Origin of the sequence: Kitasatospora sp. NPDC057936 (genome assembly GCF_042887525.1) — a bacterium.
GTDB lineage: Bacteria > Actinomycetota > Actinomycetes > Streptomycetales > Streptomycetaceae > Kitasatospora.
The window spans coordinates 107,503-132,827 of record NZ_JBHVPD010000001.1 but is presented as its reverse complement, the minus strand read 5'-3'; the positions used below and the strand labels follow the sequence as shown (position 1 = coordinate 132,827).

The window sequence follows — 25,325 nt, the reverse complement described above, 5'->3', positions numbered from 1 at the left end:
ACGGTTCGCGGAAGCCTCGCGGCATGAACACGCCGCCCCGGCCGTGGTTGACCGGTTCACCGTCTATGACGCGGCGCGGCGAGAGCGGATACTGGCCGACCGGCTCGGTTCCGGCACGCACTCCCCGGACCCAACACGTCCTTCTCTCAAAGGGGTTGGCATGAGCAGCAGCACGTACGACTACGTCATCGTCGGCGCCGGTTCCGCGGGCTGCGTGCTGGCCGCGCGGCTGTCGGAGGATCCGGACGTCCGGGTGGCGGTGGTCGAGGCGGGCGGCCCGGACACCGCGCAGGAGATCCACGTGCCGGTCGCGTTCCCCCGGTTGTTCAAGTCGGACGTCGACTGGGACTTCGACTCCGAACCGGAGCCGGGCCTCGGCGGGCGGCGGGTCTACCTGCCCCGGGGCCGGACGTTCGGCGGCTGCAGCTCGCTCAACGCGATGATCTACGTCCGGGGCGCCCGCGCCGACTACGACGGGTGGGCGGCGGCCGGGGCCACCGGCTGGTCGTACGACGAGGTGCTGCCGTACTTCCGGCACGCGGAGGACAACGAGCGCGGCGAGGACGAGTTCCACGGCGTCGGCGGACCGCTGACCGTGAGTGACGGACGCTCCGGACACCCGCTCGCCTCGGCCTTCGTCCAGGCCGCCGGGCAGGCCGGCTACAAGGCGAACGACGACTTCAACGGCGCGACGCAGTTCGGCGTCGGGCGCTACCAGGTGACGCAGCGTGGCGGCCTGCGGTGCAGCGCGGCCGTCGCCTACCTGCACCCGGCCCTCGGGCGGCTGAACCTCACGGTGCTCGCCGGCGTCCGCGCGCACCGCGTGGTGGTCGAGGGCGGCCGGGCGGTGGGCGTGGCGGTCGAGCGCGCCGGGGTCGTCGAGGTCGTGCGCGCCGAGCGGGAGGTCGTCCTGTCGGCCGGGGCGTACGGCTCGCCGAAACTGCTGATGCTGTCGGGGATCGGGCCGGGCGAAGCCCTGTCCGCCCTCGGGATCGAGGTCGTGCGCGACCTGCCCGTCGGCCGGGGGCTGCAGGACCACTACATGGCGATGCTCAACTTCCGCACCGGCGCCGACTCGCTGGCCAGTGCGGCGAGCCCGGAGAACACCGCCCTGCTGGAGACGCAGGGGCGCGGACCGCTCACCTCCAACCTCGGCGAGGCCGGCGGCTTCTTCCGCAGCCGCGACGACCTGGACGCGCCGGACATCCAGTTCCACGCCGCCCCGGGACTGTTCCACCAGGAGGGGCTCGGCGCCGTCACCGAGCACGGGTTCGCCTTCGGCCCGTGCGTCCTCGCCCCGACCAGCCGCGGCGCGGTGACCCTGCGCTCCGCGCGGCCGGACGCCGCGCCGCGGATCGTCCACAACTACCTGACGACGGAGGAGGACCGGGCGGCGATCGTCGGCGGGACGCGGATCGCCCTGGAGATCGCGGCGCAGCGGGCGGTGACCGATGTCGCCACCGGGACGTACGGGGACGCGCCGTCCCCGTCCGGCTCGGACGCCGATCTCCTCGCGTGGGCGCGGCGCGCCGGCCAGACGCTGTACCACCCGACGTCGAGCTGCGCGATCGGCGCCGTCGTCGACCCGGAGCTGCGGGTGTACGGCGTGGCGGGCCTGCGGGTCGTCGACGCGTCGGTGTTCCCGGCGGTGCCGCGCGGGAACACCGACGCGCCCACGATCATGGCGGCGGAGAAGGCTGCGGACCTGATCACGGGCGCCGCGGACCCGATCGCGGGCCGGTCCTGGTCCTGATGCCCCATCGAGTCCGCCGCCCGCCCGACGCGCGCGGGTGGGGGCCGCGCACGGCTCGTGGCCTTCACCCGCTCGGCCTATAGTGGAGAACGTGGCCGCCCGTACCCGGCCACCGGGACGACATTCCGAGCGGGGAGGCCCAAGTCGTCCGCCGTGCGCCTCGACGTGAGTCCGTCCGCCGCTTCACCCGCGCGTGGCAGGAGACCGTCCATGTCGAACAACGGCCGGTTGGACCAGATCGACCACCTCGTGGTCCTGATGCAGGAGAACCGCTCCTTCGACCACATGCTGGGGTTCCTCTACCCCGACCAGAAGACCCCGTCCGGGGCGCAGTTCGAGGGCCTGAAGGGAGACGAGAGCAACGCCGGGCCCGACGGCGTGCACACCGTCTTCAGGATCCTCCGCACCACCCCCGACGCGTACTTCATGCCCGGCGCCGACCCCCGCGAGGGCTACGCGCCGACCAACACGCAGCTGTTCGGGACGGCCGATCCCGGCACACCCGCCCCCGCCGCGACCATGACGGGCTTCGTGACGAGCTTCGTCGACGCCCTGCAGTTCGACCCGCTGCACGGCCGGACGGTCCGCCCCGGCACCGGGCCCGGGAACATCATGGGCTGCTACACCCCGGACGCCCTGCCCGTCCTGTCCGGCCTGGCGCGCGGCTACGCGGTCTGCGACCACTGGTTCAGCTCCGCGCCCACCGAGACCCTGCCCAACCGGGCGTTCGCCCTCGCCGGCACCAGCCAGGGCCGGATGGACGACCACCAGCAGGCCGGCACGCCCCCGTTCGACTTCCCGAGCATCTTCGGCCTGCTCGCCAAGAACGGCACGGACTGGGCGATCTACAGCGACGGCAAGCAGCTGACCCGCTTCGACTTCCCGGACACGACCCAGGCCGACCCGAGCCACTTCGGCGGCTTCACCCAGTTCCGCAACGCCGCCAGGACCGGCACCCTCCCCAAGGGCTTCGTCTTCCTGGAGCCCGACTGGAGCCTGGCCGGCAACGACCAGCACCCGGTCCACGACGTCTCGCACGGCGAACAGCTGATGCTCGACGTCTACACGGCGCTGCGCACCGGCCCGGACTGGAACAGGACCCTGCTCGTCATCACCTACGACGAGCACGGCGGCTGCTACGACCACGTGCCCCCGCCCTCCGGCGCCGTCCCGCCCGACGGCGCCCAGGGCGAGTTCGGCTTCGACTTCACTCGCTTCGGCGTCCGCGTGCCCGCGGTGCTGATCTCCCCGCTGATCGCCGCCGGAACGGTCTACCGGCCCGCCGGCGACACCCCGCTGGACCACACCTCGGTGCTCAAGACGATCGAGCAGCGCTGGAACCTCCCGCCGCTGACCGACCGCGACAAGGCGGCCCCGGGCTTCGGCGACGTCCTCACCCTGGACGCGCCGCGCACCGACGACCCGCTGACCCTGGTCCCGGTGTCCGGCGGCACGACCATGTCCGCGAACAGCGAGTCCTACCTGGACCGGGTCTGCGACGCCCTGGCCCGGCAGGCCTGAGCCCGGAGCCTCAGAGCGCCTTCGCCTGCCAGTAGGTGAACCGCTCGACCGGGTCGCCGTCGAGCGACCACGGCCACGCGGTGACGGTGTCGCCGATCGCCCCGAACACGGCGCCGCCCTCGCGGACGCGGCCGGCCTGCACGAGCGCGTAGGCCAGCAGGTTCAGGTCGGCCAGGGCCGCGGCGTGCCGCAGGTAGCCCTCGCGCGGCCAGGTGGCCAGGGCCGTGTCCAGGGCGCCGGCGGCCCGGGTGTGCGTCCAGAGGCGGCGGGCCAGCAGCGCCTCGACGCCGCCCCTGGCGGCGGTGCGGTCGTGCTCGTCGACGAGGGCCGCGAGCTCCACGCCCACGGACGGCGAGACCGGCGGCGCCGAGGCCCGGAGCGTCTCCACGAAGTCGAGCTGGCCGCTGCGTGAGCCGCACTCCTCCGGCGAGAGGTAGCGCAGCATCTGCAGGTGGGCCTCGCGGTTCCAGGGGTCGCGCGCGGTCACCTCCTGCCAGACGGCGTACAGCTGGTGCGGCTCCGCCCGCATGAGGCGCAGGATCCCGAGCAGCACCACCCAGGGGAGGGGGTCGGACGGGGCGATCTCCGCGGCGCGGTAGCAGTGGTCGGCGGCCGCCCTGGCGTCGTCCATCCGCCCGGCGGCCCGGCCGCGGACCAGCTCGACCCAGCCCTCGAACACCATCGGGTCCGAGCCGCGCCGGCGCAGCCGCCAGGACCGCGCGAACGCCGTGGGCGCGGCGGTCTCGGCGAGCACGGCGAAGCGGTGTGCCCGGCGGTCCGGGTCCCGCGCGGACTCCTGGAGCAGCCGGTCGACCTGGTCGATCTGGATGTCGTCCGGCCCCAGCCGCCCGGCGGAATTCATTTGCCGCCGAACGCGGCCGAGTTGCACGTCATCGAGTTCCGGCCGCACCCGCGGACCGGAAGCGCGGAGCCTTCGGAATATCGACACGCGCCGCAGCGTAGGACCCGAAGGGGAATTTCGGACAGCCCCGGACGGCCCCCGAGAGCGAATTGTTATTTCCGGCCGCCCCGGTGAACCTACCGCTCCGTACGGCAACCGGCCGCCGGGATTGTTCAGGCAGGTTCCGCATTTGCGCCCCGCGCGGGCGGACCTTACCACTCTCGGTCACTACGAGCCAGTATCGCGCTTCACAAATGATTCACCCCGTCGGCTTGCACATCCGATAGGGCCCGTGGGCAGAATGGGCCGATTTTTAATGACCGCCCCACCCCGCGAAGAACGCAAAGAATTCAACCGGAGAGATACGCGTGAAGCTTCGCGCCCAATACCCGATCAGAAACCCCGCCGAGCCGATGAATTCCCCTGACCGCGCCTCAGAAGCGATCGTCTCCCCGTACGAGATCTCCTTGCTGCGGGCGAGCCGGGCCGCCGTCGAGCCGTACGCCGCCGACCTCCCGGGCCACTTCTACGCGACCCTGTTCCAGCGCTACCCCCAGGTCCGTGACCTGTTCCCGGAGCACATGGAGGTCCAGCACGACAAGCTCGTACGCGCGCTCATGCTCGTCGTCGACCTGGTGGACGAGCCCGCTACCCTCGTCCGGTTCTGCTCCGAACTGGGCCGCGACCACCGCAAGTTCGGCGCCCTCAGCGCGCACTACGCGGCGGTCGGCGAGTGCCTGCTCGCCACGCTGGAGCACTTCGCCGGCTCCGCCTGGACACCGGCCGTCGCGGCGGCCTGGACCCGCGCCTACACCGCGGCCGCCGGAGTCATGGACGGGGCCGCCACGGCCGACGCCGCCGAGCGTCCGGCCGTTTGGGACGCCCGCGTCGTGGACCACCGGCGGCACGGCCGCGACCTCGCGGAGATCACCGTGCGGACCGACCTGCCGTACCCGTACACCGGCGGGCAGTTCGTGAGCCTGGCGACGCCGTGGTGGCCGAAGAGCTGGCGCTACTTCTCCCCCGCCAACGCCCGGCGCCCGGACGGGACCGTCACCTTCCACGTCCGTGCCGTCACGGGCGGCCCGGTCAGCACCGCCCTGGTGCAGCGCGCGAGGGTCGACGACGTCCTCCGGCTCGGCCGGCCGCTCGGCGACATGGTCCTCGACCCGGCCGCGCGCCGGGACGTCGTCTGCGTCGCGGGCGGCACCGGTCTCGCGCCGGTCCTCGCCCTCCTCGAACAGGCCGTCCTGGACGGGGTCCGGCGGCGGACCGACGTCTTCGTGGGCACGCGCGGCACGGACGGACCGCTGGGCCTGGACACCCTCCGCCGGCTCGCCGACCAGTACTCCTGGCTCACGGTGCGCCCCGTCGTCCACGACGACGACACCCCCGGCGCCGTCACCCGCCTGCCCGCGGCCCTCGCGGCGGCCGGGCCCTGGCGGGACCACGACGCCTACGTCAGCGGCCCCGGCCCGATGATCGTGAGCGCGGCCGAGGCCCTGTACCGCACCGGGGTGCCACTCGACCACATCCACCACGACCCGTTCGTCCGGCTCGACTTCGCGCTCTGAAGTCGCCCTCGCCGGGCTGCCGAGAGCCTGCCATTTCGGTTCAATTCACCAAAACTCGGAGCTCACAGGGAATTTGACAGTCGTTCGTATCCTGCAGAACAGTTCCCCCCGACGGCGGACGATCATCGACACCACCAGGTCCGCCGACGGGGAGGACTTCACCAATGCGTTCCGGATTCCGGCGGGCCGCCGTCTGCGCCGCCACGGCGCTGGTCGCCGCGACGATCACACCGCTCGTCGGCTCGGCCTCGGCCGACACCGCACCGCCCACGAACGGCTACCTGCAGATCGTCGCCCACGAGGACGACGACATCCTGTTCATGAACCCCGACCTCGCCCGCCAGTACGACGCTCCGTCCACGACGGTCTACCTGACGTCGGGCGAGCAGGCCACCACCACGGAGAGCGCGTGCCTCTACGCGCAGCACCGCGAGGAGGGCGCGCGCGACGCGCACGCCACACTGGCCGGGGTCGCGAACGACTGGGCCTTCGACACCCTCACGCTCGGCAACGGCAAGACCGTCGAGGTCGACACCCTGCGCGGCACCGCGAACCCGGTGCGCCTCGTCTTCTTCCGGCTCTACCAGAGCGGCGACCCGGGCGCAGCCGGCGAGACCTCGCTGGACGACCTCTACATCGGCCCCCTCCCCGACGGAAACGGGCACCTCGTCACGCCGAACCCCAAGCGGACGGTGGGCAGCCAGGGCACGGACGGCGACGAGTGCCGGACCGCGCCGGCCCACCCCGACACGACGCCGGACTACCGCCCCTACAACAACCAGACCTACACCCACGAAGAACTGGTCGCCGCCCTCACCGACCTGATGGGGCAGTACAACCCGGGCATCCTGCTCGCGCAGGATCCGAAGGTCTACCCGCTGGGCAGGGGACACGACGAAACCGGCTACGACTACCGCACGGACCCGCTCAACTACGGCGACAACTCCGACCACCGCGGCGCCGCGCGCTTCGCGGGCGAGGCGGCGGCCGGCTACCACCCCGCCCGGGGCAACGTCCTGCTGCGGTACTACCGCGACTACAACATCCGGCTGCGCCCGGCGAACGTGGACCCGCGCCAGGCCTCGGCCAAGTGGAGCGTCTTCAAGGACTACTACCTGCCGCACGACTCGGAGCTCCACGAGAGCGGCGCGGCCAGCTGGCAGAACCACTACGCGATGTACGAGTTCCGCTCGTACCCGCGCTGGTTCAACGGCACCACCTGGTCGGCCCAGGACGGCACCGGCCTGCTCAACGCCTTCGCGGTGGTCAACGGACAGCCCTCGCAGTGGAAGGAGACCGCGAGCGGCGGGGCGTGGACCGGCCCGGCGGGCCTGGGCGGCGGCGGGCAGTTCGCGCCCTACCTGACCGTGGTCAAGGACGGCAAGGGCCTGCTCCACCTCTTCGGCATCCGCCTGGCGGACGACAAGGGCACCGACAACCACGACGAGATCGTCACGCTCGCGCAGACCTCGGTCGGCGGCGGCTGGGGCGCCTGGACCTCGCTGGGCAACCCCAACTCCGACGACGTCGGCGAGATGATCGGCTCGCCCGTCGTGACGCCCAACGCCAACGGGGCGCTCACCGTCTTCGTGCCCAACGCCGGAGGCGGCGTCAGCGCCGTCACCCAGCAGCAGGACGGCAGTTGGCCGGGCACCTGGGCGGACCTGCGCGGCGCGTGGGTCCAGGACGGCCTCGCGGCGAGCCTGGGCACCGACGGCCTGATCGACGTCTTCGCCCCCACCGTGTCCGGCCACGACCTCCTGCACTGGCGACAGAGCACGAAGAACGGCCCCTTCGTCCCGGACACCGCCTTCAGCGGGCCCACCCCGGCCGGGCCGATCGGCATCGCGCAGACCGCCGGCGGCCGCAAGGAGATCCTCTTCTCGCACCCCGACACCGGGAAGACCGTCAACCAGTGGGTGCAGGCCGACACCACCTGGACCCCCGTCTCCTCGTCCACCGGCGGCCCGGTCGGCGTGGACGGCCCGAGCGCCGTCACCGCCAACGGCCGCATCGTCGTCGCCACGCGCAACGGCGGCGGCGGCGTCAGCCTGGCCACCCAGACCGAGGGCAACGGCGCCTTCACCACGGTCTGGCAGGACCTCGGCTCGGTGATCGTCGGCGCGCCGTCGCTGGCCACCGACGCCACCGGCCGCGTGGTCGTGCTCGCCCTCGGCACCGACGCCCAGCTCCACCTGCGGCGCCAGACCGACGCCAAGGCGGACAGCCCGTTCGCCGACTGGCAGGCGGCCGTCTCCTCCTGACCGCCCCGCTCGCCGCGCCCCCTGACCGCGGATGCCGCGTCAGGGGGCGCGCCTACCCCTTCCCGTGCGCCTACCCGTTCCCGTGCACCTGGACGACGGCGTGGCGACCGCTCGTCCGCCAGGCCGTCCCCGTGCCGTCGAGCCGCGCGACGGTGGGGGCGTCGAGGCCGACGATCACGTCCGACTTCAGCGTCCGCAGGGCTGCGACGGGGGACGGGAAGTACCCGGCCGTCTCGGCGAAGCGGGTGGTCGGCGGCCAGCGGCGGTCGCCCACCAGGCGGCGGTAGTTGAGGTCGCCCTTGAGGATCGTCAGGGCCGCCCCGGCGAACTCCGCCCGGAGGTCCTCGGGCATGTCGGCGTACGGCAGCGGCGCGCAGGAGAACGGGTGCGTGCGGACCACGAGCGTGCCGCCGGCCATCGCCTCCCACAGCCGCTCGCCCACCGCCGAGGCGGCCGGCTCCGGTGCCGCGCACAGGCGTTGCAGCGCGGCGAGGACGTCGGCCGGCGTGGCGTCCGAGACGAAGTACGGCTGCGGCTTCACGTGCAGGACGACCTGTGCGGCCCGCCCGGCGGCCAGGAGGTGGTCGATCAGGACGAGGTCCGGCAGCAGTTCCCGGCCGGCGTTGTCCGCGACGACGCAGACCCGTCCGCCCGGCGCGCGCTCCAGCGCGGCCCACAGCTCCGCGCTGTCGTCGGCGACGAGGTCGGACGCTCCCGGCCCGCCGGTCCCCGCGGTGAGCTGGAAGCTCAGGTCCGCCCGGTTGCCCCACAGCGCGGACGACAGCAGGGCCTCCGCCCGTCGGGCCGCCGGGAGGCCGTCGAGCCCGCCGAGAGCGGCGAGTTCGTCGTCCACCGCCGGCCCGGCCAGCTCCGCGCCCTTGAACGGCGCGAACGGATCGACGCCCTGCCACGCCCCGGGCCTGAAGTACCCGGTGGCGTCGAGCAGCCGCCGGTAGAAGTAGCTCTCCGCCCAGAGGAACGGCGCCTCCTCCCACGGCGTGCCCCACAGCCCCGCGCCCCACTCCTCCCAGCGGGCGGCGTCCGGCGCGCCGTCCCCCAGCGGCTCCAGCACCCCGGTCGTGCTCTCCACGAGCAGCCGCTCGACCGCCGCCCGCTCCCCCGGCCCGTAGGGCAGGGCCGCGAGCAGGCGCCGGACGAGTTCGGGGTGGCGCTCGTGGAAGACGCCCCGGGCGAAGGACCCCGGGACGTCGCTGCGGATCACGGGTGCGTTCGACACGCTGGGGCTCGTCTCCTCGATGCGGGCGCGACTCGGCGACGGTAGCAGCGGGCCGGCAGCGGTCGCGGACCGGTGGAACCGCAGAGATCCTCCCGACCTCGGCCGTCTGCGTGGACGGGCACGGCCCCCAACCCCTCTGCCCCTCGCCCTGAGGTCAGCCGCTGCGGGTGAAGGTCCCGAGGCCCTCGTGGCTGAACTGCTCGACCACCGCGGTCGAGGCCCGACCGTCGGCGCCGATGGTGAAGGTCAGGCCGGTGAGGCCGACGGCGTTCTCGCCCTTGCTCTGGTAGCTGAAGACGTCGCCGTTGTAGTGCTGGAGCGGGAACTGCTGGTTGTCCGGTCCGAGGCTCATCACCAGCCCGCCGCCCTGCTCGCTCACCGTCATCGGCCCGTAGTAGCCGTTGGCGTACGTCCCCGTGTAGGCCGCGTTCGGCTTCGCCGGGGTGGCGCCGGCCGGCGGCTTCGCGTAGTCGGTCGGCGAGGAGGCGGGCGCCGAGAGGCCCGGCAGGAGCTTGCCGAACAGGCCGAGCCAGTCGACCGTCTCCCGCCCGTACTGGGCGAGGTCGAAGAACTCCTCGGCCACCGCCTCCGGGACGCCGATCGGCTGGCCGTTGGTCAGGACGACGATCCCGAGCTGCTCGGTCGGCAGCAGGGTCACCACGGTGGCCGCGCCCAGGTCGAAGCCGCCGGAGTGGTTCAGCCGGAGCCGGCCCAGGGTGTCGTAGGTGACGTTCCAGCCGAGGCCGTAGAAGCCGGCGTTGCCCGCCGGGGACCTCGGCGGGGCGCTCACGATCTGCGGCACCCGGGTCTCGTTCAGACCCGCCGGGTCGACGATCTGCTTGCCCTCGAAGGTGCCGTCCGCGAGCTGCATCCGCATCCACCGGGTGAGGTCGTCGACGGTGGAGCTCACACCGCCGGCCGGCGACTGCGGGTCCGCGTTCTCGGTGGTGCTGACCTGCCAGCCGCCGGCCGTCTTGACGTGCGGCGTCGCCTTGTTCGCCGCGCTGTCGTAGGCGGAGCGCAGGGAGCTGGTGGAGTTCATCCCCAGCGGCTTGTAGAGGACGTCCGCCGCCAGGTCCTCCCAGGCCACCCCCTTGGCCTTGGCCACGGCCACGGCCGCCTCGGTCAGGCCGTAGTTGGTGTAGGCGTAGCTCGCGCGGAACGGCGCGAGCGGCTGGTCGCGCAGGTGCTGGAGGATGTAGTCGCGCGGGTAGCCGAGGTCCTCCAGCAGGTCTCCGGCGTGGTCCGGCAGGCCGCTGCGGTGCGAGAAGAAGTCGGCGATCGTCACGTGGCTGCTCACCCACGGGTCGGCCAGCGCGAAGCCCGGGTCGTACTTCGTGACCGGGTCGTCCCACTGCACCGCCTTCTGGCCGACCACGCCGGCGACCACGGTCGAGGAGATCGGCTTGGAGACCGAGGCGAGCTGGAACACCGTGTCCGGGTCGACCGGCTCCGGCCGGCCGAGCTGGCGGACCCCGAAGCCCTTCGCGTGGATGACCTTGTCCTTGTAGACGACGGCCAGCGACACGCCCGGGACGCCCGTCTTCGCCATGGCGTCCTGCACGTAGCCGTCGATCTTGTCCACCGCGGAGGACACCTGCTGATCGGTCAGCTGGGGCGCCTGCTGCGCGGGCGGCGCGGTGGCCGGGGCGGACGAGGCGCTCGGGGTGGGGGCGGCCTCGGGACCGGTGCCGGCCGCGGACGTGCACCCGGCGAGCAGCGCGGTGGCCAGCAGCGGGGCCGCGGTGCGCAGCCCCGGCCGGGCGGCGGTCCGGCCTGGCCCGGGGACGGTCCGCCGGGCTGCGGCGTGACGATGCATGAAGGTCCTCCCTCGTCCGGGCCGTGCCCGGGATCCGGCGGCGCCGCCGTCCGCCGCACGGCGCCGAGTAGTCGACGGCCCATACCCGGCGCGGCCGCCGCCGTGCGCCGCCGCCCCCGCATTCCACCCGTCCGGCGGCGCGGATGCCGCCGGCCCGCCTACTCGACGTCCTCGACGTACTCGACGATCTGCATCATGCCAAGGTCCTCGTGCTGGAGCTGGTGACAGTGGGCGACCGTGCGGCCGGTGAAGTCCTCGTACCGGACGAGGAAGGTGACGCGGTCGCCGGGTTTGCCGCCGGCCAGGCCGACGGTGTCGTGCCAGACCGGCGGGTCGAGCCGCGTGCCGTTGCGGTGGGTGACGAGGACGTGGTTGGTGTGCAGGTGGAAGGGGTGGTTGAAGGCGGGGTTGGTCTCGTCGGTGCGGACCGTCCACCGCTCGACGGTGCCGAGTTTCAGCGTGTGGTTGACGTGCCGCGGGTCGAAGAGGCCGTAGGCCGGGTCGCGGGCGGCATCGCCGGCGGGGTCGGCCGCGGGGGTCGGGTGGGTGCCCAGGCAGCGGAAGGCGTTGGGGAACGGGGCCGCGAAGACGCCCGGGTCGACGTGGAACACGACTTCGCGGTCCGCGTCCGGGTTGGCGACGTCGCGCTCGTCGAGGAAGGGCTTGCCGGGCGGAAGCGCGGTCGGCAGGGCCATCGGCGGCTCGACGGGCGGGCCCGCCACCTCGACCGTCATCAGGGGAGCGGACACTCCGGCGGCGCGCAGTTCGTACGTGCCGGGCTCGCAGCCCTGGACGAGGACGTCGGCGCGGTTGCCCATGGCGAGGGTCACGGCGTCGGAGGCGACGACGGCGGGGAAGGTCACACCGTCCTGAGCGATCTGATGCAGCGTCAATTTAGATTCGCCACACGTGACTTGGAGCGACAGTGCCCCGAAGGCGGTGGCGGCGACGAGTCGCCAGCGCTGCACCTCGCCCGGGCGCAGCGTGAGGGTGGGGTTGACGGCGCCGTTGACGGTGTAGGTGGCGGGCACGGCCGCGAGCGCGCCGCCCGACGTGAAGTCGGGCACCCGGCCGTCCTTGAGCCGGAGTTCGTTGACGCACACGACGATGTCGGCCGCCGCCGCGATCTCCGGCACCTCGTCGACGTCGCCCTCGACGACGAGGACCCCGGCCATGCCGCCGACGATCTGCACGGACGTGGCCCCGTGCAGGTGGGGGTGGTACCAGTGGGTGCCGGCCGGGTGGTCCGGCGGGACGTCGACGGTCGTCACGTAGCGCGGCTCCGGGGCGCCGGCGGCGACCTCGTCGGCGGTGCGCGGCGCGAACGCCCGGTGGACGTTGTCGGCGTCGCCGGACGGGGAGACGTGCAGTCCGTGGGTGTGCAGGTTGAAACTGTTGAAGTCGTGCGGCCGGTTGTGGTCGCCGGTGTGGGCCGGGTTCGGCGGCAGGCCGTTGACCTGCGTCAGCCGCAGGGTGTCGCCACCACGCACGCGCAGGGTCGGGCCCGGGATCGTCCCGTTGTAGGTGCGCGTGGTGACCCGGCCGCAGCCCGGGACGGCGACGTCCGTGAAGCGCACGTCGAGGGTGCGCTCGACGACCCGTGCGGACGAGCCGGGCACCGGCTGCGAGGCCCACACGACCGGCTGGGGGAACTCCCCCGGCGGCGGGGCGAGCGGCGGATCGACCGGCGGGGCGGCCGGGGGCGCCGCCGTGCTCCGGCCGGCGAAGAGCCCGTCAGACGCCGCCACGAGGACGGCGGCCGCGGGGACGGCCTTGAGCACCGACCGGCGGGCGATTCCCTCTTTTTCGCTCATAGCGGGGCAATCTAGATCAACCACACAGGGGCGGTCCGGAGGCACACCGCAGTGGGCGGTACTCGGGCGGCCCGGGCGGCCCGGGCGGCTCAGGCGACGGGCGGGTAGCCGCGCATGCGGACGAGGTCGTGGGTGAGGCGGGTGAAGGCCCGGGCGGCGGCGCTCTCGTAGGCGTCGGTGCGCCGCAGGAGGGCGACGGCGCGGGTCGGGAGGGCCGGGTCGAGCGGGACGGGGGTGAGGCGGGGGTGGTCGTGGGTGACGGCGTCGGGCAGGACGGTCGCGAGCGGCGTGCGCTGCACGACCTCGGTGAGCGCCTGGATGGAGTCGGCCTCGACGGCGATGCGCGGGCTGATGCGGTGCCGCGCGAAGTACCCGTCGATGTGGCCGCGCGTGGCGAAGTCCGCGCTGAGCAGGGCGAGTTGCCGATCGGCGAGCTCCCGGACCGGCAGCGGCCGGCCGGCCGGGCCGGCGGCGGGGTGGTGCGGGCCGGTGACCAGGGTGAGCGTCTCGGTGAACAGCGCGGTGGCGGTGAGGCCCGCCGGGTGGGGGCCCTCGAAGGCGATGCCGAGGTCGAACTCGTCGGCCAGCAAGCCGGTTTCGATGCGGTCCTGGGTCGCCTCCCGCACGGTCAGGGCGATGCCGGGGTGGCGGGTGTGGAGCTCGGCGACGAGCGGGCCGACGAGGTAGGCGGTGAACGTCGGGGTGACGGCGAGCCGCAGCCGGCCGCGCGAGAGGTCCTGCACGTCGTGGACGGCCCGCTCGGCGGCGGCGAGGTCCCGCAGCGCGCCGCGCGCGTGGTGGGCGTACGCCTCGCCGGCGTCGGTGAGGCGCACGGTGCGGCCGGTGCGGTCCAGCAGTTGCGTGCCGAGGGTCCGTTCGAGCTGTTTGACCTGCTGGGACAGCGTCGGCTGGGAGATGTGCAGCTCTTCGGCGGCGCGGGTGAAGTTGCCGTGCTCGGCCACGGCGAGCAGGTAGCGCAGGTGGCGCAGTTCCAGGGCCATGGAGCAACTATAGACGGCATCGATGGAAACCATGGTTCATGCGTCTTGGACACTATAGGCACAGGTCATGCATGGTGGATCTCACCAAGGCCCGACGGGCCGGGCCGCTGCGAAGGCCCGGCCACACGAAAGCCCCGGCCGCACGAAAGCCCGGCCGTCATGAATGCCCGGCCGCCATGAAAGGGAGTGACCTCATGCCCGACCTCACCGAGGGCCTCGCGCAGTTCCAGCGGGACGTCTTCCCGGCCAAGAAGGAGCTCTTCGCCCACCTGGCCGCCCACCACGCACCCCACACGCTGTTCATCGGCTGCTCCGACGCCCGCGTCGTCCCCGAGCTGATCACCGGGTGCGAGCCCGGCGAGCTGTTCGTCATCCGCACCGCCGGCAACCTCGTGCCCGCCTACACCCCCGGCGCCGACGGCGTCGCGGCGAGCATCGAGTACGCCGTCGCCGCGCTGGGCGTGCGGGAGGTCGTCGTCTGCGGCCACTCCGCGTGCGGTGCCATGACGGCGCTCGCCCACGGCCACGACCTGAGCGGTGCGCCGGCCGTCGCCGACTGGCTGCGGCTCGCCGACGCCTCGGTGGCCCGCACCGCCACCACCGAGGACGTGCCGGCCCTGGTCCGGCAGAACGTGCTCGCCCAGCTGGCGAACCTCGCCACCCACCCGTCGGTGGCCCGCGCCCTGGCCGGGGGCCGGATCACCCTGCGGGGCTGGGTCTTCGACATCGCCACCGGCCGCGTCGAGGAACTCCGGGCCACCGCCCCGCTCGCCGCCTGACGCCGACTCCACTTCCGGGCGGCCCCGTTCGGCGCCTCCCGGCCCCCATGATCCCGCCCGCACCGCGCGCACGACGCGCGTGAGCGGCGCCCACCGAAAGGAACCACCCGTGGTGCACGCCCAGTTCGACCCGACCGCCCGCCAGGCCCTCGCCGTCGCCGCCGTCGACGCCAAGACCCGCAAGGACCTCTCCTGGCAGCAGATCGCCGACGTCTCCGGCCTGTCGGTCGCCTTCACCACCGCCGCCGTCCTCGGCCAGCACGCCCTGCCGGAGTCCTCCGCGAAGGCCGTCGCCGAGCTGCTGGGCCTGGACGAGGACGCGGTGATGCTCCTCCAGACCATCCCGACCCGCGGCTCGATCCCCGGCACCGTCCCCACCGACCCGACGATCTACCGCTTCTACGAGATGCTCCAGGTCTACGGCACCACCCTGAAGGCCCTGGTCCACGAGGAGTTCGGCGACGGCATCATCTCCGCGATCAACTTCAAGCTCGACGTGAAGAAGGTCGCCGACCCCGAGGGCGGCGAGCGCGCCGTCATCACCCTGGACGGCAAGTACCTGCCGACCAAGCCGTTCTGACCCTGATGGGGGCGGGCCCGACCGGGCCCGCCCCCCTTCTTCCTGAGGAACCCGCCATGGACTTCGGCCCGCGTACGAACACGGTCATCGACAAGGTCGCCTGGATCCGGGTCGAGGACGGCCGTCTCCTCGCCGCCCGCACCCGGGGCCGCGAGCTGTACTACCTGCCCGGCGGCAAACCCGAGCCCGGCGAGACCGACGAACAGGCCCTCGTCCGGGAGGTCCGCGAGGAACTCGGCGTCGCCCTCGACCCGGCGACCGTCACGCCGCTGCTGATCACGCGGGCCCCGGCGGACGGCAAGCCCGCCGGAACCGTCGTCCGCACCGCCTGCTACACCGCCGACCACACCGGCGTCCCCGCACCGCACGGCGAGATCGCCGAGATCGCCCACCTCACCCACGGCGACCACCCGCGCGCCAGCCCCGCCGCCCGGCAGGTCCTCGACCACCTCGCCGCCACCGGCCTGCTCCTGCGCTGGTAGGCGACCGGTCGGCCGTGAACGGCCGGCCACGCGCCCGGCAGTGGATCAGTAGAGGCCGTGGAACGGCACCAGCGAGAGCAGCGCCCCCACCCCGGTCGCCATCAGCCCGAAGCGCGCCGCCCGGGCGCCCCGGCCGCCCGCGGCGGCGGACACCCGCGGTGCGCTCTGCCGGGTCTCCGGCGGCGCGGTGTCGATCTTGGTGAGCGCGACCCGCCCGGCGAACTCCGCCCCCGGCCGCCGACGCACCCGGACGTCCCACGGCCGCGCCGGATCGTGGTCCACCACGACGGTGCGCCCGACCCGGAAGTCGTCCAGGTCCATCAGGTTCACGACCACCGTCGCGTCGGCCCGGTACGCGCGGCCGCCCGTCGGCGCGACCGTCAGGTCCAGGCGCAGCGGGATGTCCGGGCCCTCGCCGGTCGCCCGGGACGCCTCGATCCGCGCCATCGCCGGCTCCAGCCGGGGCGGCTCCGTGCCCGCCGCCGCGCGCCGCCGGGAGCCGGCGACGAGCAGGGCGATGGCCCCCAACGCCGTCCACGGCACCAGGTTCGCGCCGACCACCGTCAGCGTGACGGTCGTCCCGACGTCGTCGGCGGCGATGCCCGCCACGATCGCGCCGATCTCCCCGCCCAGCAGGACGCACAACAACAGTCCGGCCCAGTACACCCCGGCTCCTCCACTCGCTCGGCGCGCATCGTACAGCCGGGCGCCGCCCCGGACTGCGCCGCATGCGAAGGGCCCTGACGGCGGGGCGAGTCGCCGGGCGCCGGGCCGGCCACCGGGTCAGTCGCCGGGCACCGCCGGCGACGGCTCGGCGCTCAGGCGGTTCGACGCGCGGGCCAGGAGGTCGACGAGCAGGGCGCGTTCCTCGGCGCTGAAGCCGTCGGCGATCCGGCGTTCGATGGCGACGGCCTCCGCGTCGGCGCGCACCAGCAGGGCCTTTCCCTCCTCGGTGAGGCGCAGCTCCGTCACCTTGCGGTGCCAGGGGTGCGGCCGCCGGGTGATCAGGGCCTTGGCTTCGAGGTTGGCGAGCACGGTGGCGATGGTCTGCGGCGTGACCAGGCAGGCGCGGGCGAGCGCGGCGGCGGACAGGCCCGGGTGCTCGTCGAGCGTGTACAGCGCGACGTACTGCGGCACCGTCAGCCCGAGGGGCCGGAGCGCCGCGTGCTTGGCCGCCATCAGCTCCTGTTCGACCCGCTTGATGTGCAGGCCGAGGCGTTCGGTGAGCGGCATCTCCATGGGGGCGATCCTACGCCACCGGCTCATCGCACCCTGGCTCATGATAGACCCCTGATATTCATAAGAGCCCTGTTGACCATCAGAGCTCTGTTACATGTAAGGTCTCTGCCATTCCCACTCCCCGCCACTCCTGGAGGCACCCCATGTCCAGCCGCGCACCGCTCGACCACGTCGTCGCCGGGTCCGGACCGGGCCTCGTGCTGATCCACGGCACCGGCGCCGACGCCACCTCCAACTGGGGCGGTCTCATCGACCTCCTGCGCGACCGGTACACCGTCGTCGCCCCGAACCTGCCCGGCGCGGGCGCCACCGCCACGGACCCCGCACCGCTCGACCTGGACGACCTCGCCGACCGGGTCGCCGCCACCGCCCGCGCGGCCGGCCTCGACCGCTTCCACCTGGCCGGCCACTCGATCGGCGCCGTCGTCGCCACGGCCGTAGCCGCCCGGCACCCCGGGGCCGTCACCTCGCTCGCCCTGCACGCCGGCTGGCTCCGGACGACGCCGCGCGAGGCGTTCATGTTCGACCTGTGGGCGCGCCTGCTGCGCACCGACCCGGGCCTCCTGGCCCGCGAGTTGATCCTCGCCGCGATGGGGCCTGGCCTGCTCGGCGCCCTCGACGAGGAGCAGTTCGCCGAGATGGCCGCCGGCGTCACGGCCATGCTCGACGACCGCGTACTCGGCCAGATCGAACTGGACTCCCGCGTCGACCTGCGCGAGGCGGCGGGCCGCGTCACCGCCCCCACCCTCGTGGTGGCGAGCGCGGACGACCGGATCGTCCCGACCCACCACCAGCGCGAGTTGGCCGCCGCCGTCGAGGGAGCCGAATACGTCGAGCTCCCGGGCGGACACGGCCTCCCGTTCGAGGACCCGGCCCTGCTCTTCACCCTCCTCGCCGACTACGTGGACCGCCGCCAGGCACTGGAGCCGGCGCGGTAGGTCCGCCGGCCGCACGCGGCCGAGGCGGCAGCGGCCGCACCGGTGGCGGCCCCGAGCCCGGCGGCACCGGATCGGCGGGGGCCTTCTACGGTCGCCCTTGGACGGCCGAGCAGGCTTCGACCAGGGCATCGACCACGGCGCCGATGGCGGGACGCGCGGCCGAGGCGGAGCGCCACACGGCGAAGACCCGGCGCCGCGGGGCGTCCGCAACGGGCACGAACCGCACCGGAGCGGTGATCGGCTCACGTCCGAGGTGCGGGATGATGGCGACGCCGAGTCCAGCCGCCACCAGCGCCATCTGCGTCGCGTGCTCCGAGGCGGTGTGGGCGATACGGGCCCTCCCGAGGCTGCGCACCAGCCATTCGTGGCACAGCTGCCCGTCTCTCGAGGTGATCCAGTCCTCATCGGCGAGGTCGTCCAGGCTCAGCGCCCGGCGGCCGACGAGCCGGTGCTCCGGGGGCAGGGCGGCGTCGTAGGTGTCGTCGAGGAGAGCGCGGCGGTCCAGCCCCTGGGGCAAGGACCGCGGATCGTCGGTCCAGTCCTCGCCCACGGCCAGGTCGAGCAGTCCGCGCCGCACCGCCGGGACGGCTTCGCAGGGCTCCTGCTCCCGCGCCGACACCGTCAGCTCCGGGTACCGCGACCGCAGAGCCCGCAGAGCGGGCGGGAGCAGCGCGCGGGCGGCGGTGGGAAAGGCGGCGATCGTGAGGCTGCCGGCCACCGTTCCGCGGTGCTGCGCCATCGTCGCCATGATGCGCTCGGCCTGTTCGAGGAGTTCCGCGGCCTGCCCGGCGAGGAGGGTGCCGGCCTCGGTCAGGCGGATGCCCCGGCCTTGACGTTCCGCCAGGTCGGTGCCGGTCTCCTGTTCGAGCCGTGCCATCTGCTGCGAGACGGCCGAGGTGGTGACGTGCAGGAGCCGTGCGGCGCCCACGACGGATCCGGTCGTCGCCACCGCGTGCAGCACCCGCAGGCGTTCGAGGTTCAACATCTCAGTGATGCTACGAGGTGTGGTCCACAGGGATTCACTTGTGCTTCGCGGTGATCGAATCCAGAGTTGGCGGAGTGCGCCAGGTCGTTCTCATCGGGGGAGCACCGAAAGCCGATCGCTCGGGTTCGGTGCGATGCGGGGCCCGGGAGACCGGACGCCCCCGACCTGGCGCACCGAACGGACGGCAGCGGGACGGCCACCGGACCGAGCGGGAGCGCGCCCTGACCCCGCCCGGCCGGCTCAGTCGCCGAGCTCGTGCCGGACGGAGCCCGGCTCCGGCTCCCCGAGCTCGATCCCGTTCTCGTCGAGGCCGTTGACGATCCGCAGGCGGCGCGCCTCGTGACCGTCGCCGAAGTCGAACTCCACCCCGACCGTGCCGACGTCCAGGTAGCAGCGTCCCGACGGCGGTCGCCGTTCGACGAGCGCGACGCCCCGCAGTTCCCGGCCGACGAACGGTTCGAGGCGGTCGTCCCGGTGGGACCACTCCGGCGTGAACTCGGACTGCTCCCACCCCGAGACGGCCGCGGACGTGTCGATCGTGTCCCAGCCGATCGAGAGGTCGTGGAGTTTCGAGTGGCAGACCTCCACCCGGGCGCCGTCGAAGTCCAGCACCACCGGGCAGTCGGCGAACCAGTCCCCGTCCTCGGCGAAGCGCACCACGGCGAAGCCCGTCAGCCGCCGCCCGACGAGCCCCGCCAGGCGAGCGGCGTGCCGCTGCCGAACCGCGTCGATCCCGACGAGAAAGGTCGGGCTGAAACCTGAGATCCCCATGTCCACGGGCCCCAGTTTCGCTTCCCACCGCGCCAACGGACAACCCGTCACCGGTAGTAGGGTGAGCGCCGCCATGCGCGCGCGACGAAACGACCTCTCGTACGACACCCACCGCCCCGCGCTCTCGCTGGACGCCGCCGGGCCGCGTGAGCCAGGGTTGCGGGTCGAGTGCGCCGACGGTGGCCGACTGGTGCTCCGGCAGGGCGTCACGACGCTGCTCCTCGGCCGGGTCGAGCCCGGCCACTGGGGCGTCGCGGTGCACCGCACCGGCCGGTACCGGTCGCCGGTCCCGCCCATCAGCGCGGCCTGCATGCGCCGGCGGCCCGACTGGCTGCACCAATTCGCCGACCACCTCGAACGGGCGGCGCACGGGCCCCTGCACGCCGGCCGGTGGCTCCTGCGCAGCGGGGACCTGCCGCCGGACGCCCGCCCCGCGGAACTCGTCACCGACTGGCCCGCCGCCCACGTCGGTTGGGACTGCCCCGGCTGGAACGGCGTCGTCCCGCTGCGCCCGCCGGGCGACCCGGCCGACGCCAGGGTCCGGGCACACCGCAAGCACGTCCGCGATGGGACCCTCGCCCCCGTCCTGCTCTGGCGGGTCAGCGCCCTGGACGGCTACGTCCTCCTCGACGGCCACGACCGGCTGCTGGCCGCCCGCGCCGAGGGCGTCCGCCCGCCGTACGTGGTGCTCACCCGCGGCCTGGACCCGGCGCGGCGGACCCGCCGGGCCGACGAGGCCGCGGCGCGCGTGCCGCGCCTCGAACGCCACGGCGACCGCGCCCGCCGGGCCGCGCTGCACGCGCTCGGCGAGGCCGCCGCCCGGGCCGAGCTGGAGAGCGCGCCCACCGTCGCCTGGCCCCTCCCCGGCGGGGCGCCCGCATGGGACGCACTCGCCGCGGCGGACGCGCCCGGCTGGTCCACGTAGGGCGTGCCCTTCGATCCGTTGCAAACGCCCTGGCTCAGCGGGCCTCCGCCGAGGACGACTTGACGGCCGTGAACCGCAGCGCCCGGTCCGTCACCGGCCCCTCGACCAGCCGCTCGACGTCCTTCTCGTACGCCATCTCGACCGTCCACGGCCCGCGCGTGCCCGCGCGCGGGAAGGCCGCGATCCCGCGCTGGACGTAGCCGGAGCTCAGGTCCAGGAACGGCACGCGCTCCACGAGCGGATCGTCCAGGACGGGTTCGACGATGCCGTGCCCGTGGGCGTCCATATGGTCGAGCAGGCGGCAGAAGTGCCGGCAGACGAGGTCGACCTTGAGCGTCCAGGAGAGGTTGGTGTAGCCGAAGGCGAACGCGAGGTTGGGCACGCCGGAGAGCATCATCGCCTTGTAGACCGTCGTGTCCGCCGGGTCGACCGGCCGGCCGTCGACGCTCAGCCGCACCTTGCCGAACGGCGACAGGGCGAGCCCGGTGGCCGTCACCACGAGGTCGGCGGCGAGCTCCCGGCCGGAGGCGAGCAGGACGCCCGTCCTGGTGAACCGCTCGATCCGGTCGGTGACCACCGAGGCCCGCCGGGCCGAGATCGCCTTGAACAGGTCGCCGTCGGGCACGATGCACAGCCGCTGCTCCCACGGGTCGTAGCGCGGCGTGAAGTGCGTGTCGACGTCGAAGTCCTTCGGCAGTCGGCGGCGGACGTCGGCGATCAGCACGCGGCGCATCAGCTTCGGCGCGCGCATGCAGGCCCGGTAGAGGCCGCGGCCGAGCAGGATGTTCTTGCGGCGCACGATCCGGTGGGCGAGCCGGGGGCCGAGCAGCCGCAGCAGCACGGCGGCGATGCCGTCCTCGGCCCGGGCCGAGAGCACGTAGCCAGGCGAGCGCTGGAGCATCGTGACGTGCCCGGCGCGGACGGCCAGCGCCGGGACGAGCGTGACGGCGGTGGCGCCGCTGCCGATCACGACGACGCGCTTGCCCTCGTGGTCGAGGTGCTGCGGCCAGTGCTGCGGGTGGACGACCCGGCCCTCGAAGTCGTCGAGGCCGGTGAACTCCGGTGCGTAGCCCGCCTCGTGGTCGAAGTAGCCGGTGCCGAGGAAGAGGAAGCGGGCGGTGAAGGTCACCGGCGCCGCGCTCCCGGCCGTCTCGGCGGTGACCGTCCAGCGTCCCGTCTCCGACGAGAACTCCGCGCCGGTCACCCGGTGTCCGAAGCGGATCCGCCCGGCGATCCCGAACCGGGTGACGGTCTCCCGCAGGTAGTCCAGGATGCTGTCGCCGTCCGCGAGGAACTTCCGGCTCGTCCACGGCCGGAAGCCGAAGCCGAAGGTCGGCATGTCCGAGTCGGACCGGATCCCGGGGTAGCGGAACTGGCGCCACGTGCCGCCGATCGCGTCGTGCGCCTCCAGGACGGCGAAGGACGTGCCGGGGCGGCGCGCCTTGAGGTGGCAGGCGGCGCCGATGCCCGAGATGCCGGCACCGATGATCAGCACGTCGACGTCCGTGCCGGGCGCCTCGCTGGTGGTCCTGGTCGTCACTCGTGCCTCCTGGCCGTCGCGGTGCTCGGGACATGTCGGTGACGAGCATCTCCCGAGGACGCCGAAACGTTCCACCCCGCCTCCGTGGCCGCCCGCCACCCGCCGGGCGCCGGGACGATGGATCCCCGCCGCCCGGCACGGGGATCCACCGTCCCGGCCGGGTCACCGCGGCCGGAGGTCCAGGACGAGCTCGCGGGGCAGGCCGTGGGTGTCGTGGAGGTAGTGGAGGTCGTCCTCGGTGAGCGGGCCGCGGAAGCGGGGGCGGGAGAGCACCTGCCGGCCGCGGTCCAGGAGCCGGCCGAAGCGGTGCTCCTCGTCGAGGAGGATCCGGCGGACGACGTCCGGGTCCACGTCCTGGCGGAAGCGGTCCAGGGTGTGGCGGATCAACTCGTCCGGCAGGTCGCCGAGTCCGCGCTGCGGGTCGTCGCGGCGCAGCACGGTGAGCACCCGGCGCAGCAGGCGGCGCAGGACGTAGCCGCGGCCGGTGTTGGACGGGCGGACGCCGTCGCCGATGACGACGATGCCCGAGCGGAGGTGGTCGGAGACGAGGCGAAGGGACGGCTCGTCGAGCTCCCAGAGGGTCGGCAGGAGGCGGCGCCAGGGGTCGAAGACGTCGCACTCGAAGACCGACCCGCGGCCCTGGAGCAGCGAGGAGAGCCGTTCCAGGCCGAGGCCGGTGTCGACGTTGCGCTGCGGGAGCGGGACGAGCGAGCCGTCGTCGAGGCGGCGGTGGCGCATCATGACGTGGTTCCACACCTCGACCCAGCGGTCGTCCTGCGTGGGCGTCGACCGCGGCGGGGTGTCGCCGGTCCACAGGAAGATCTCGGAGTCGGGGCCGCAGGGCCCGGTCGGGCCGTTGGACCACCAGTTGTCCTCGACGGTGAGCTCGACGGGGACGCCGCGGTCCTGCCAGAGCTCCAGCGAGCCGGTGTCGGGGCCGACCCGGTCGTCGCCGCCGAAGACGGTGACGTGGAGCAGGCCGGGGTCGACGCCGAGGCCGTCGGTGAGCAGCCCGTAGCCCCAGTCGAGGCTCTGCGGGCCCTCGTAGTCGCCGAGGGACCAGGTGCCGAGCATCTCGAAGACGGTCAGGTGGGTGCGGTCGCCGACCTCGTCGAGGTCCGTGGTGCGCAGGCAGCGCTGCACGTTGACCAGGCGCCGGCCGAGCGGGTGCGGGCGCCCTTCCAGGTGGGGCGTGAGGGGGTGCATGCCGGAGGTGGTGAACAGCACCGGGTCTCCGGGCGGGGGCAGCAGGGTCGAGCCGGTGATGCGGTGGTGGCCGCGGTCCTCGTAGTACTCGATGAAGGTACGGACGAGCTGGTCGGTGTTCATGGGGTGGCTCCTTCGCGTGCGGGCCGGGCGGAGGCACCGGACAACGAGTCCACGCGATCGTCGGAACCGAGGAGGGAACACCTCGAAGGCACCACCGGCGGACCGTTTCCGGTCGCCGGGGGGAGGGGGTACGTCAGGCGGCGGCAACCGGCGAGCTGGTCGCTCGCGCGGCTGCGGTGGTGCTTCGGTCCATGACGTCCATGCCACCGAGGTTAACGCCCCGGGCACACCGCGTGCCAACCGTTTTCCGTGCGCACGCCGCTCACCCGCACGACGGCTCCCGAGGCTGCCTTCGGACCCCGGGAGCCGTCCTCACGCGGCGGACGTCACATGTTGATCATGTGGCCGGCCAGGCCGTGGATGGCCTCCTTGACGGCCTCGCCGAGCGTCGGGTGCGCGTGGACGTTGCGGGCGACCTCGTGGACGGTGAGGTCCCACTGCTGGGCGAGCGTCAGCTCGGGGAGCAGCTCGGTGACCTCGGGGCCGATCAGGTGCGCGCCGAGCAGTTCGCCGTGGGTGTCGTCGCAGATCACCTTGACGAAGCCGATCGGGTGGCCGAGGCCGTGCGCCTTGCCGTTGGCGGTGAAGGGGAACTTGGCGACCTTGACGTCGTAGCCGAGCTCGCGGGCCTGGGCCTCGGTGTAGCCGAAGGAGGCGATCTGCGGCTGGCAGTAGGTGGCGCGCGGGATCATGGCGAAGTCGACCTCCATGGTCTCCGCCCCGCCGATGGTCTCGGCGGCGATCACGGCCATCGTCTCGGCGGCGTGGGCCAGCATCAGCTTGGCGGTCACGTCGCCGATCGCGAAGATGTGCCCGGCGCTGGTGCGGCCGCGGCCGTCGACCGCGATGGCGCCGCGGTCGGTGAGCTTGACGCCGGCGTTCTCCAGGCCGTAGCCGTTGACGCGCGGCGCGAAGCCGATCGCCTGGAGCACCTTGTCGGCCTCCAGCACCTGCTGCTGCCCGTCCTTGGTGACGGTGACGCGCACCTTGGCGTTCGGGTCGCTGTCGTCGATCGACTCGACGCGGGTCGAGGTCAGCACCTCGATGCCCAGCTTGCGGTACTGCTTGGCGAGTTCGGTGGAGACCTCGACGTCCTCCAGCGGCACCACGCGGTCCAGGAACTCGACGATGGTGACCTTCACGCCGTAGTTGTGCAGCACGTAGGCGAACTCGACGCCGATCGCGCCGGCGCCCGCGATGATGATGCTCTCGGGCAGCTGCTCGGTGAGGATCTGCTCCTCGTAGGTGACCACGCGCTCGCTCAGGCTGGTGCCGGGCAGCAGGCGGGTGGTGGCACCGGCCGCGATGATGCAGTGGTCGAACGTGACGACGTCGAAGCCGCCGCCGCTGAGCGCGACCTGGAGGGTGTGGTCGTCGACGAACGTGCCCCAGCCGTCGTACTCGGTGATGCCGTTCTTCTTCATCAGGTAGTGGACGCCCTTGACGCGGCCGTCGGCGACGGCGCGGCTGCGGCGGAAGGCCTCGCCGAAGTCGAAGCTCACCCGGCCCTCGACCTTGATGCCGAAGGTCTTGGCCTCCTTGGTGAAGATGTGCGCCAGCTCGGCGTTGCGCAGCAGGGCCTTGGAGGGGATGCAGCCGACGTTGAGGCAGACGCCGCCCCAGTACTTGGCCTCGATGATCGCGGTCTTCAGGCCCAGCTGGGCGGAGCGGACGGCGGCGGTGTAACCGCCGGGGCCCGCGCCGAGGACGACGACGTCGTAGTGCGTGCTCATGGTGCTGACTCCTCCGAGGGTGTCACGGTGGTCCTGATCTCGGTCCCATGGTGGCAGGACCGGGCCTGGCGCACCCACCGGGTCTCGGCGGGCACGCTCCGCGCGGCACCGTACCCGTCCGGGGGCGCAATTGTCAGTGG

Annotated in this window: 21 protein-coding genes; 9 read left to right on the top strand and 12 right to left on the bottom strand. The window is 73.4% G+C overall.

Features of this window, described 5'->3' with window-relative positions; all coding sequences use genetic code 11:
• The first annotated feature begins 160 nt into the window (after window positions 1-160).
• Complete coding sequence (locus ACFVU9_RS00630; RefSeq protein WP_387588573.1) at window positions 161-1,753, top strand: GMC family oxidoreductase; 1,593 nt, start codon at window positions 161-163, stop codon at window positions 1,751-1,753.
• 210 nt (window positions 1,754-1,963) lie between these two features.
• On the top strand, window positions 1,964-3,274 hold the full coding sequence (locus ACFVU9_RS00625; RefSeq protein ID WP_380436936.1) for an alkaline phosphatase family protein: 1,311 nt from the start codon (window positions 1,964-1,966) through the stop codon (window positions 3,272-3,274).
• A gap of 10 nt (window positions 3,275-3,284) precedes the next feature.
• On the opposite strand, the gene ACFVU9_RS00620 is transcribed toward ACFVU9_RS00625, so the two are convergent.
• Complete coding sequence (locus tag ACFVU9_RS00620) at window positions 3,285-4,136, bottom strand: hypothetical protein (RefSeq protein ID WP_380436938.1); 852 nt, start codon at window positions 4,134-4,136, stop codon at window positions 3,285-3,287.
• 452 nt (window positions 4,137-4,588) lie between these two features.
• On the opposite strand from ACFVU9_RS00620, the gene ACFVU9_RS00615 reads away from it, so the two are divergent.
• Both ACFVU9_RS00615 and ACFVU9_RS00610 read left to right on the top strand, forming a co-directional pair.
• Entirely contained in the window at window positions 4,589-5,749 is a 1,161-nt protein-coding gene (locus ACFVU9_RS00615) for a globin domain-containing protein (protein ID WP_387588570.1), read from the top strand.
• Between the two features lie 164 nt (window positions 5,750-5,913).
• Window positions 5,914-8,013, top strand: coding sequence for a hypothetical protein (locus tag ACFVU9_RS00610; protein WP_387588568.1), 2,100 nt, complete (start codon window positions 5,914-5,916; stop codon window positions 8,011-8,013).
• Window positions 8,014-8,083: 70 nt separating this feature from the next.
• On the opposite strand, the gene ACFVU9_RS00605 is transcribed toward ACFVU9_RS00610, so the two are convergent.
• The 4 genes from ACFVU9_RS00605 to cynR all read right to left on the bottom strand — a co-directional run bounded on the left by ACFVU9_RS00605 (window position 8,084) and on the right by cynR (window position 13,884).
• The gene (locus ACFVU9_RS00605) at window positions 8,084-9,250 is read right to left on the bottom strand and encodes a damage-control phosphatase ARMT1 family protein (RefSeq protein WP_387588566.1); all 1,167 of its coding nucleotides are present in this window, start codon (window positions 9,248-9,250) and stop codon (window positions 8,084-8,086) included.
• Between the two features lie 154 nt (window positions 9,251-9,404).
• Window positions 9,405-11,069: a serine hydrolase gene (locus ACFVU9_RS00600; RefSeq protein WP_387588564.1), complete on the bottom strand. Its 1,665-nt coding sequence runs from the start codon at window positions 11,067-11,069 to the stop codon at window positions 9,405-9,407.
• Between the two features lie 158 nt (window positions 11,070-11,227).
• Window positions 11,228-12,883, bottom strand: coding sequence for a multicopper oxidase family protein (locus ACFVU9_RS00595; protein ID WP_387588562.1), 1,656 nt, complete (start codon window positions 12,881-12,883; stop codon window positions 11,228-11,230).
• 89 nt (window positions 12,884-12,972) lie between these two features.
• On the bottom strand, window positions 12,973-13,884 hold the full coding sequence (gene cynR / locus ACFVU9_RS00590) for a transcriptional regulator CynR (RefSeq protein WP_387588560.1): 912 nt from the start codon (window positions 13,882-13,884) through the stop codon (window positions 12,973-12,975).
• 194 nt (window positions 13,885-14,078) lie between these two features.
• Here cynR and ACFVU9_RS00585 point away from each other — a divergent pair, with 194 nt between their 5' ends.
• From ACFVU9_RS00585 to ACFVU9_RS00575, 3 genes are all read left to right on the top strand, one after another.
• A complete protein-coding gene (locus tag ACFVU9_RS00585) occupies window positions 14,079-14,663 on the top strand; it encodes a carbonic anhydrase (RefSeq protein ID WP_380436954.1) in 585 nt (194 codons plus the stop codon).
• A gap of 109 nt (window positions 14,664-14,772) precedes the next feature.
• Entirely contained in the window at window positions 14,773-15,243 is a 471-nt protein-coding gene (gene cynS / locus ACFVU9_RS00580; protein WP_380436955.1) for a cyanase, read from the top strand.
• A gap of 56 nt (window positions 15,244-15,299) precedes the next feature.
• Window positions 15,300-15,725, top strand: coding sequence for an NUDIX domain-containing protein (locus ACFVU9_RS00575; RefSeq protein WP_380492364.1), 426 nt, complete (start codon window positions 15,300-15,302; stop codon window positions 15,723-15,725).
• Between the two features lie 45 nt (window positions 15,726-15,770).
• On the opposite strand, the gene ACFVU9_RS00570 is transcribed toward ACFVU9_RS00575, so the two are convergent.
• Both ACFVU9_RS00570 and ACFVU9_RS00565 read right to left on the bottom strand, forming a co-directional pair.
• Window positions 15,771-16,391: a hypothetical protein gene (locus tag ACFVU9_RS00570; RefSeq protein ID WP_380436958.1), complete on the bottom strand. Its 621-nt coding sequence runs from the start codon at window positions 16,389-16,391 to the stop codon at window positions 15,771-15,773.
• Between the two features lie 117 nt (window positions 16,392-16,508).
• Window positions 16,509-16,964 (bottom strand): MarR family winged helix-turn-helix transcriptional regulator, encoded by a 456-nt coding sequence (locus tag ACFVU9_RS00565; protein WP_387588557.1) that lies wholly within the window; start codon window positions 16,962-16,964, stop codon window positions 16,509-16,511.
• 143 nt (window positions 16,965-17,107) lie between these two features.
• On the opposite strand from ACFVU9_RS00565, the gene ACFVU9_RS00560 reads away from it, so the two are divergent.
• Window positions 17,108-17,902, top strand: coding sequence for an alpha/beta fold hydrolase (locus tag ACFVU9_RS00560; RefSeq protein WP_387588555.1), 795 nt, complete (start codon window positions 17,108-17,110; stop codon window positions 17,900-17,902).
• Window positions 17,903-17,987: 85 nt separating this feature from the next.
• Here the strand turns inward: ACFVU9_RS00560 and ACFVU9_RS00555 are convergent, their stop codons facing one another.
• Entirely contained in the window at window positions 17,988-18,887 is a 900-nt protein-coding gene (locus tag ACFVU9_RS00555) for a LysR family transcriptional regulator (RefSeq protein ID WP_387588553.1), read from the bottom strand.
• Between the two features lie 240 nt (window positions 18,888-19,127).
• Window positions 19,128-19,658, bottom strand: a complete 531-nt coding sequence (locus ACFVU9_RS00550; protein ID WP_387588551.1) for a hypothetical protein — start codon at window positions 19,656-19,658, stop codon at window positions 19,128-19,130.
• Between the two features lie 73 nt (window positions 19,659-19,731).
• Here ACFVU9_RS00550 and ACFVU9_RS00545 point away from each other — a divergent pair, with 73 nt between their 5' ends.
• Window positions 19,732-20,583, top strand: a complete 852-nt coding sequence (locus tag ACFVU9_RS00545; protein ID WP_387588549.1) for a hypothetical protein — start codon at window positions 19,732-19,734, stop codon at window positions 20,581-20,583.
• A gap of 34 nt (window positions 20,584-20,617) precedes the next feature.
• Here the strand turns inward: ACFVU9_RS00545 and ACFVU9_RS00540 are convergent, their stop codons facing one another.
• The 3 genes from ACFVU9_RS00540 to lpdA all read right to left on the bottom strand — a co-directional run bounded on the left by ACFVU9_RS00540 (window position 20,618) and on the right by lpdA (window position 25,185).
• The gene (locus tag ACFVU9_RS00540) at window positions 20,618-22,123 is read right to left on the bottom strand and encodes a flavin-containing monooxygenase (protein ID WP_387588547.1); all 1,506 of its coding nucleotides are present in this window, start codon (window positions 22,121-22,123) and stop codon (window positions 20,618-20,620) included.
• 162 nt (window positions 22,124-22,285) lie between these two features.
• Entirely contained in the window at window positions 22,286-23,452 is a 1,167-nt protein-coding gene (locus tag ACFVU9_RS00535) for an alanine--tRNA ligase-related protein (RefSeq protein WP_387588545.1), read from the bottom strand.
• Between the two features lie 326 nt (window positions 23,453-23,778).
• Window positions 23,779-25,185: a dihydrolipoyl dehydrogenase gene (gene lpdA, locus ACFVU9_RS00530; protein WP_380492342.1), complete on the bottom strand. Its 1,407-nt coding sequence runs from the start codon at window positions 25,183-25,185 to the stop codon at window positions 23,779-23,781.
• Between the last annotated feature and the right edge of the window lie 140 nt (window positions 25,186-25,325).

Coding starts and splice junctions, on each gene's coding strand:
- ACFVU9_RS00630 (WP_387588573.1), top strand. CDS start 161: ATGAGCAGCAGCACGTACGACTACGTCATCGTCGGCGCCGGTTCCGCG.
- ACFVU9_RS00625 (WP_380436936.1), top strand. CDS start 1,964: ATGTCGAACAACGGCCGGTTGGACCAGATCGACCACCTCGTGGTCCTG.
- ACFVU9_RS00620 (WP_380436938.1), bottom strand. CDS start 4,136: ATGAATTCCGCCGGGCGGCTGGGGCCGGACGACATCCAGATCGACCAG.
- ACFVU9_RS00615 (WP_387588570.1), top strand. CDS start 4,589: ATGAATTCCCCTGACCGCGCCTCAGAAGCGATCGTCTCCCCGTACGAG.
- ACFVU9_RS00610 (WP_387588568.1), top strand. CDS start 5,914: ATGCGTTCCGGATTCCGGCGGGCCGCCGTCTGCGCCGCCACGGCGCTG.
- ACFVU9_RS00600 (WP_387588564.1), bottom strand. CDS start 11,069: ATGCATCGTCACGCCGCAGCCCGGCGGACCGTCCCCGGGCCAGGCCGG.
- ACFVU9_RS00595 (WP_387588562.1), bottom strand. CDS start 12,883: ATGAGCGAAAAAGAGGGAATCGCCCGCCGGTCGGTGCTCAAGGCCGTC.
- cynR (WP_387588560.1), bottom strand. CDS start 13,884: ATGGCCCTGGAACTGCGCCACCTGCGCTACCTGCTCGCCGTGGCCGAG.
- ACFVU9_RS00585 (WP_380436954.1), top strand. CDS start 14,079: ATGCCCGACCTCACCGAGGGCCTCGCGCAGTTCCAGCGGGACGTCTTC.
- ACFVU9_RS00575 (WP_380492364.1), top strand. CDS start 15,300: ATGGACTTCGGCCCGCGTACGAACACGGTCATCGACAAGGTCGCCTGG.
- ACFVU9_RS00565 (WP_387588557.1), bottom strand. CDS start 16,964: ATGGAGATGCCGCTCACCGAACGCCTCGGCCTGCACATCAAGCGGGTC.
- ACFVU9_RS00560 (WP_387588555.1), top strand. CDS start 17,108: ATGTCCAGCCGCGCACCGCTCGACCACGTCGTCGCCGGGTCCGGACCG.
- ACFVU9_RS00555 (WP_387588553.1), bottom strand. CDS start 18,887: ATGTTGAACCTCGAACGCCTGCGGGTGCTGCACGCGGTGGCGACGACC.
- ACFVU9_RS00550 (WP_387588551.1), bottom strand. CDS start 19,658: ATGGGGATCTCAGGTTTCAGCCCGACCTTTCTCGTCGGGATCGACGCG.
- ACFVU9_RS00545 (WP_387588549.1), top strand. CDS start 19,732: ATGCGCGCGCGACGAAACGACCTCTCGTACGACACCCACCGCCCCGCG.
- ACFVU9_RS00535 (WP_387588545.1), bottom strand. CDS start 23,452: ATGAACACCGACCAGCTCGTCCGTACCTTCATCGAGTACTACGAGGAC.
- lpdA (WP_380492342.1), bottom strand. CDS start 25,185: ATGAGCACGCACTACGACGTCGTCGTCCTCGGCGCGGGCCCCGGCGGT.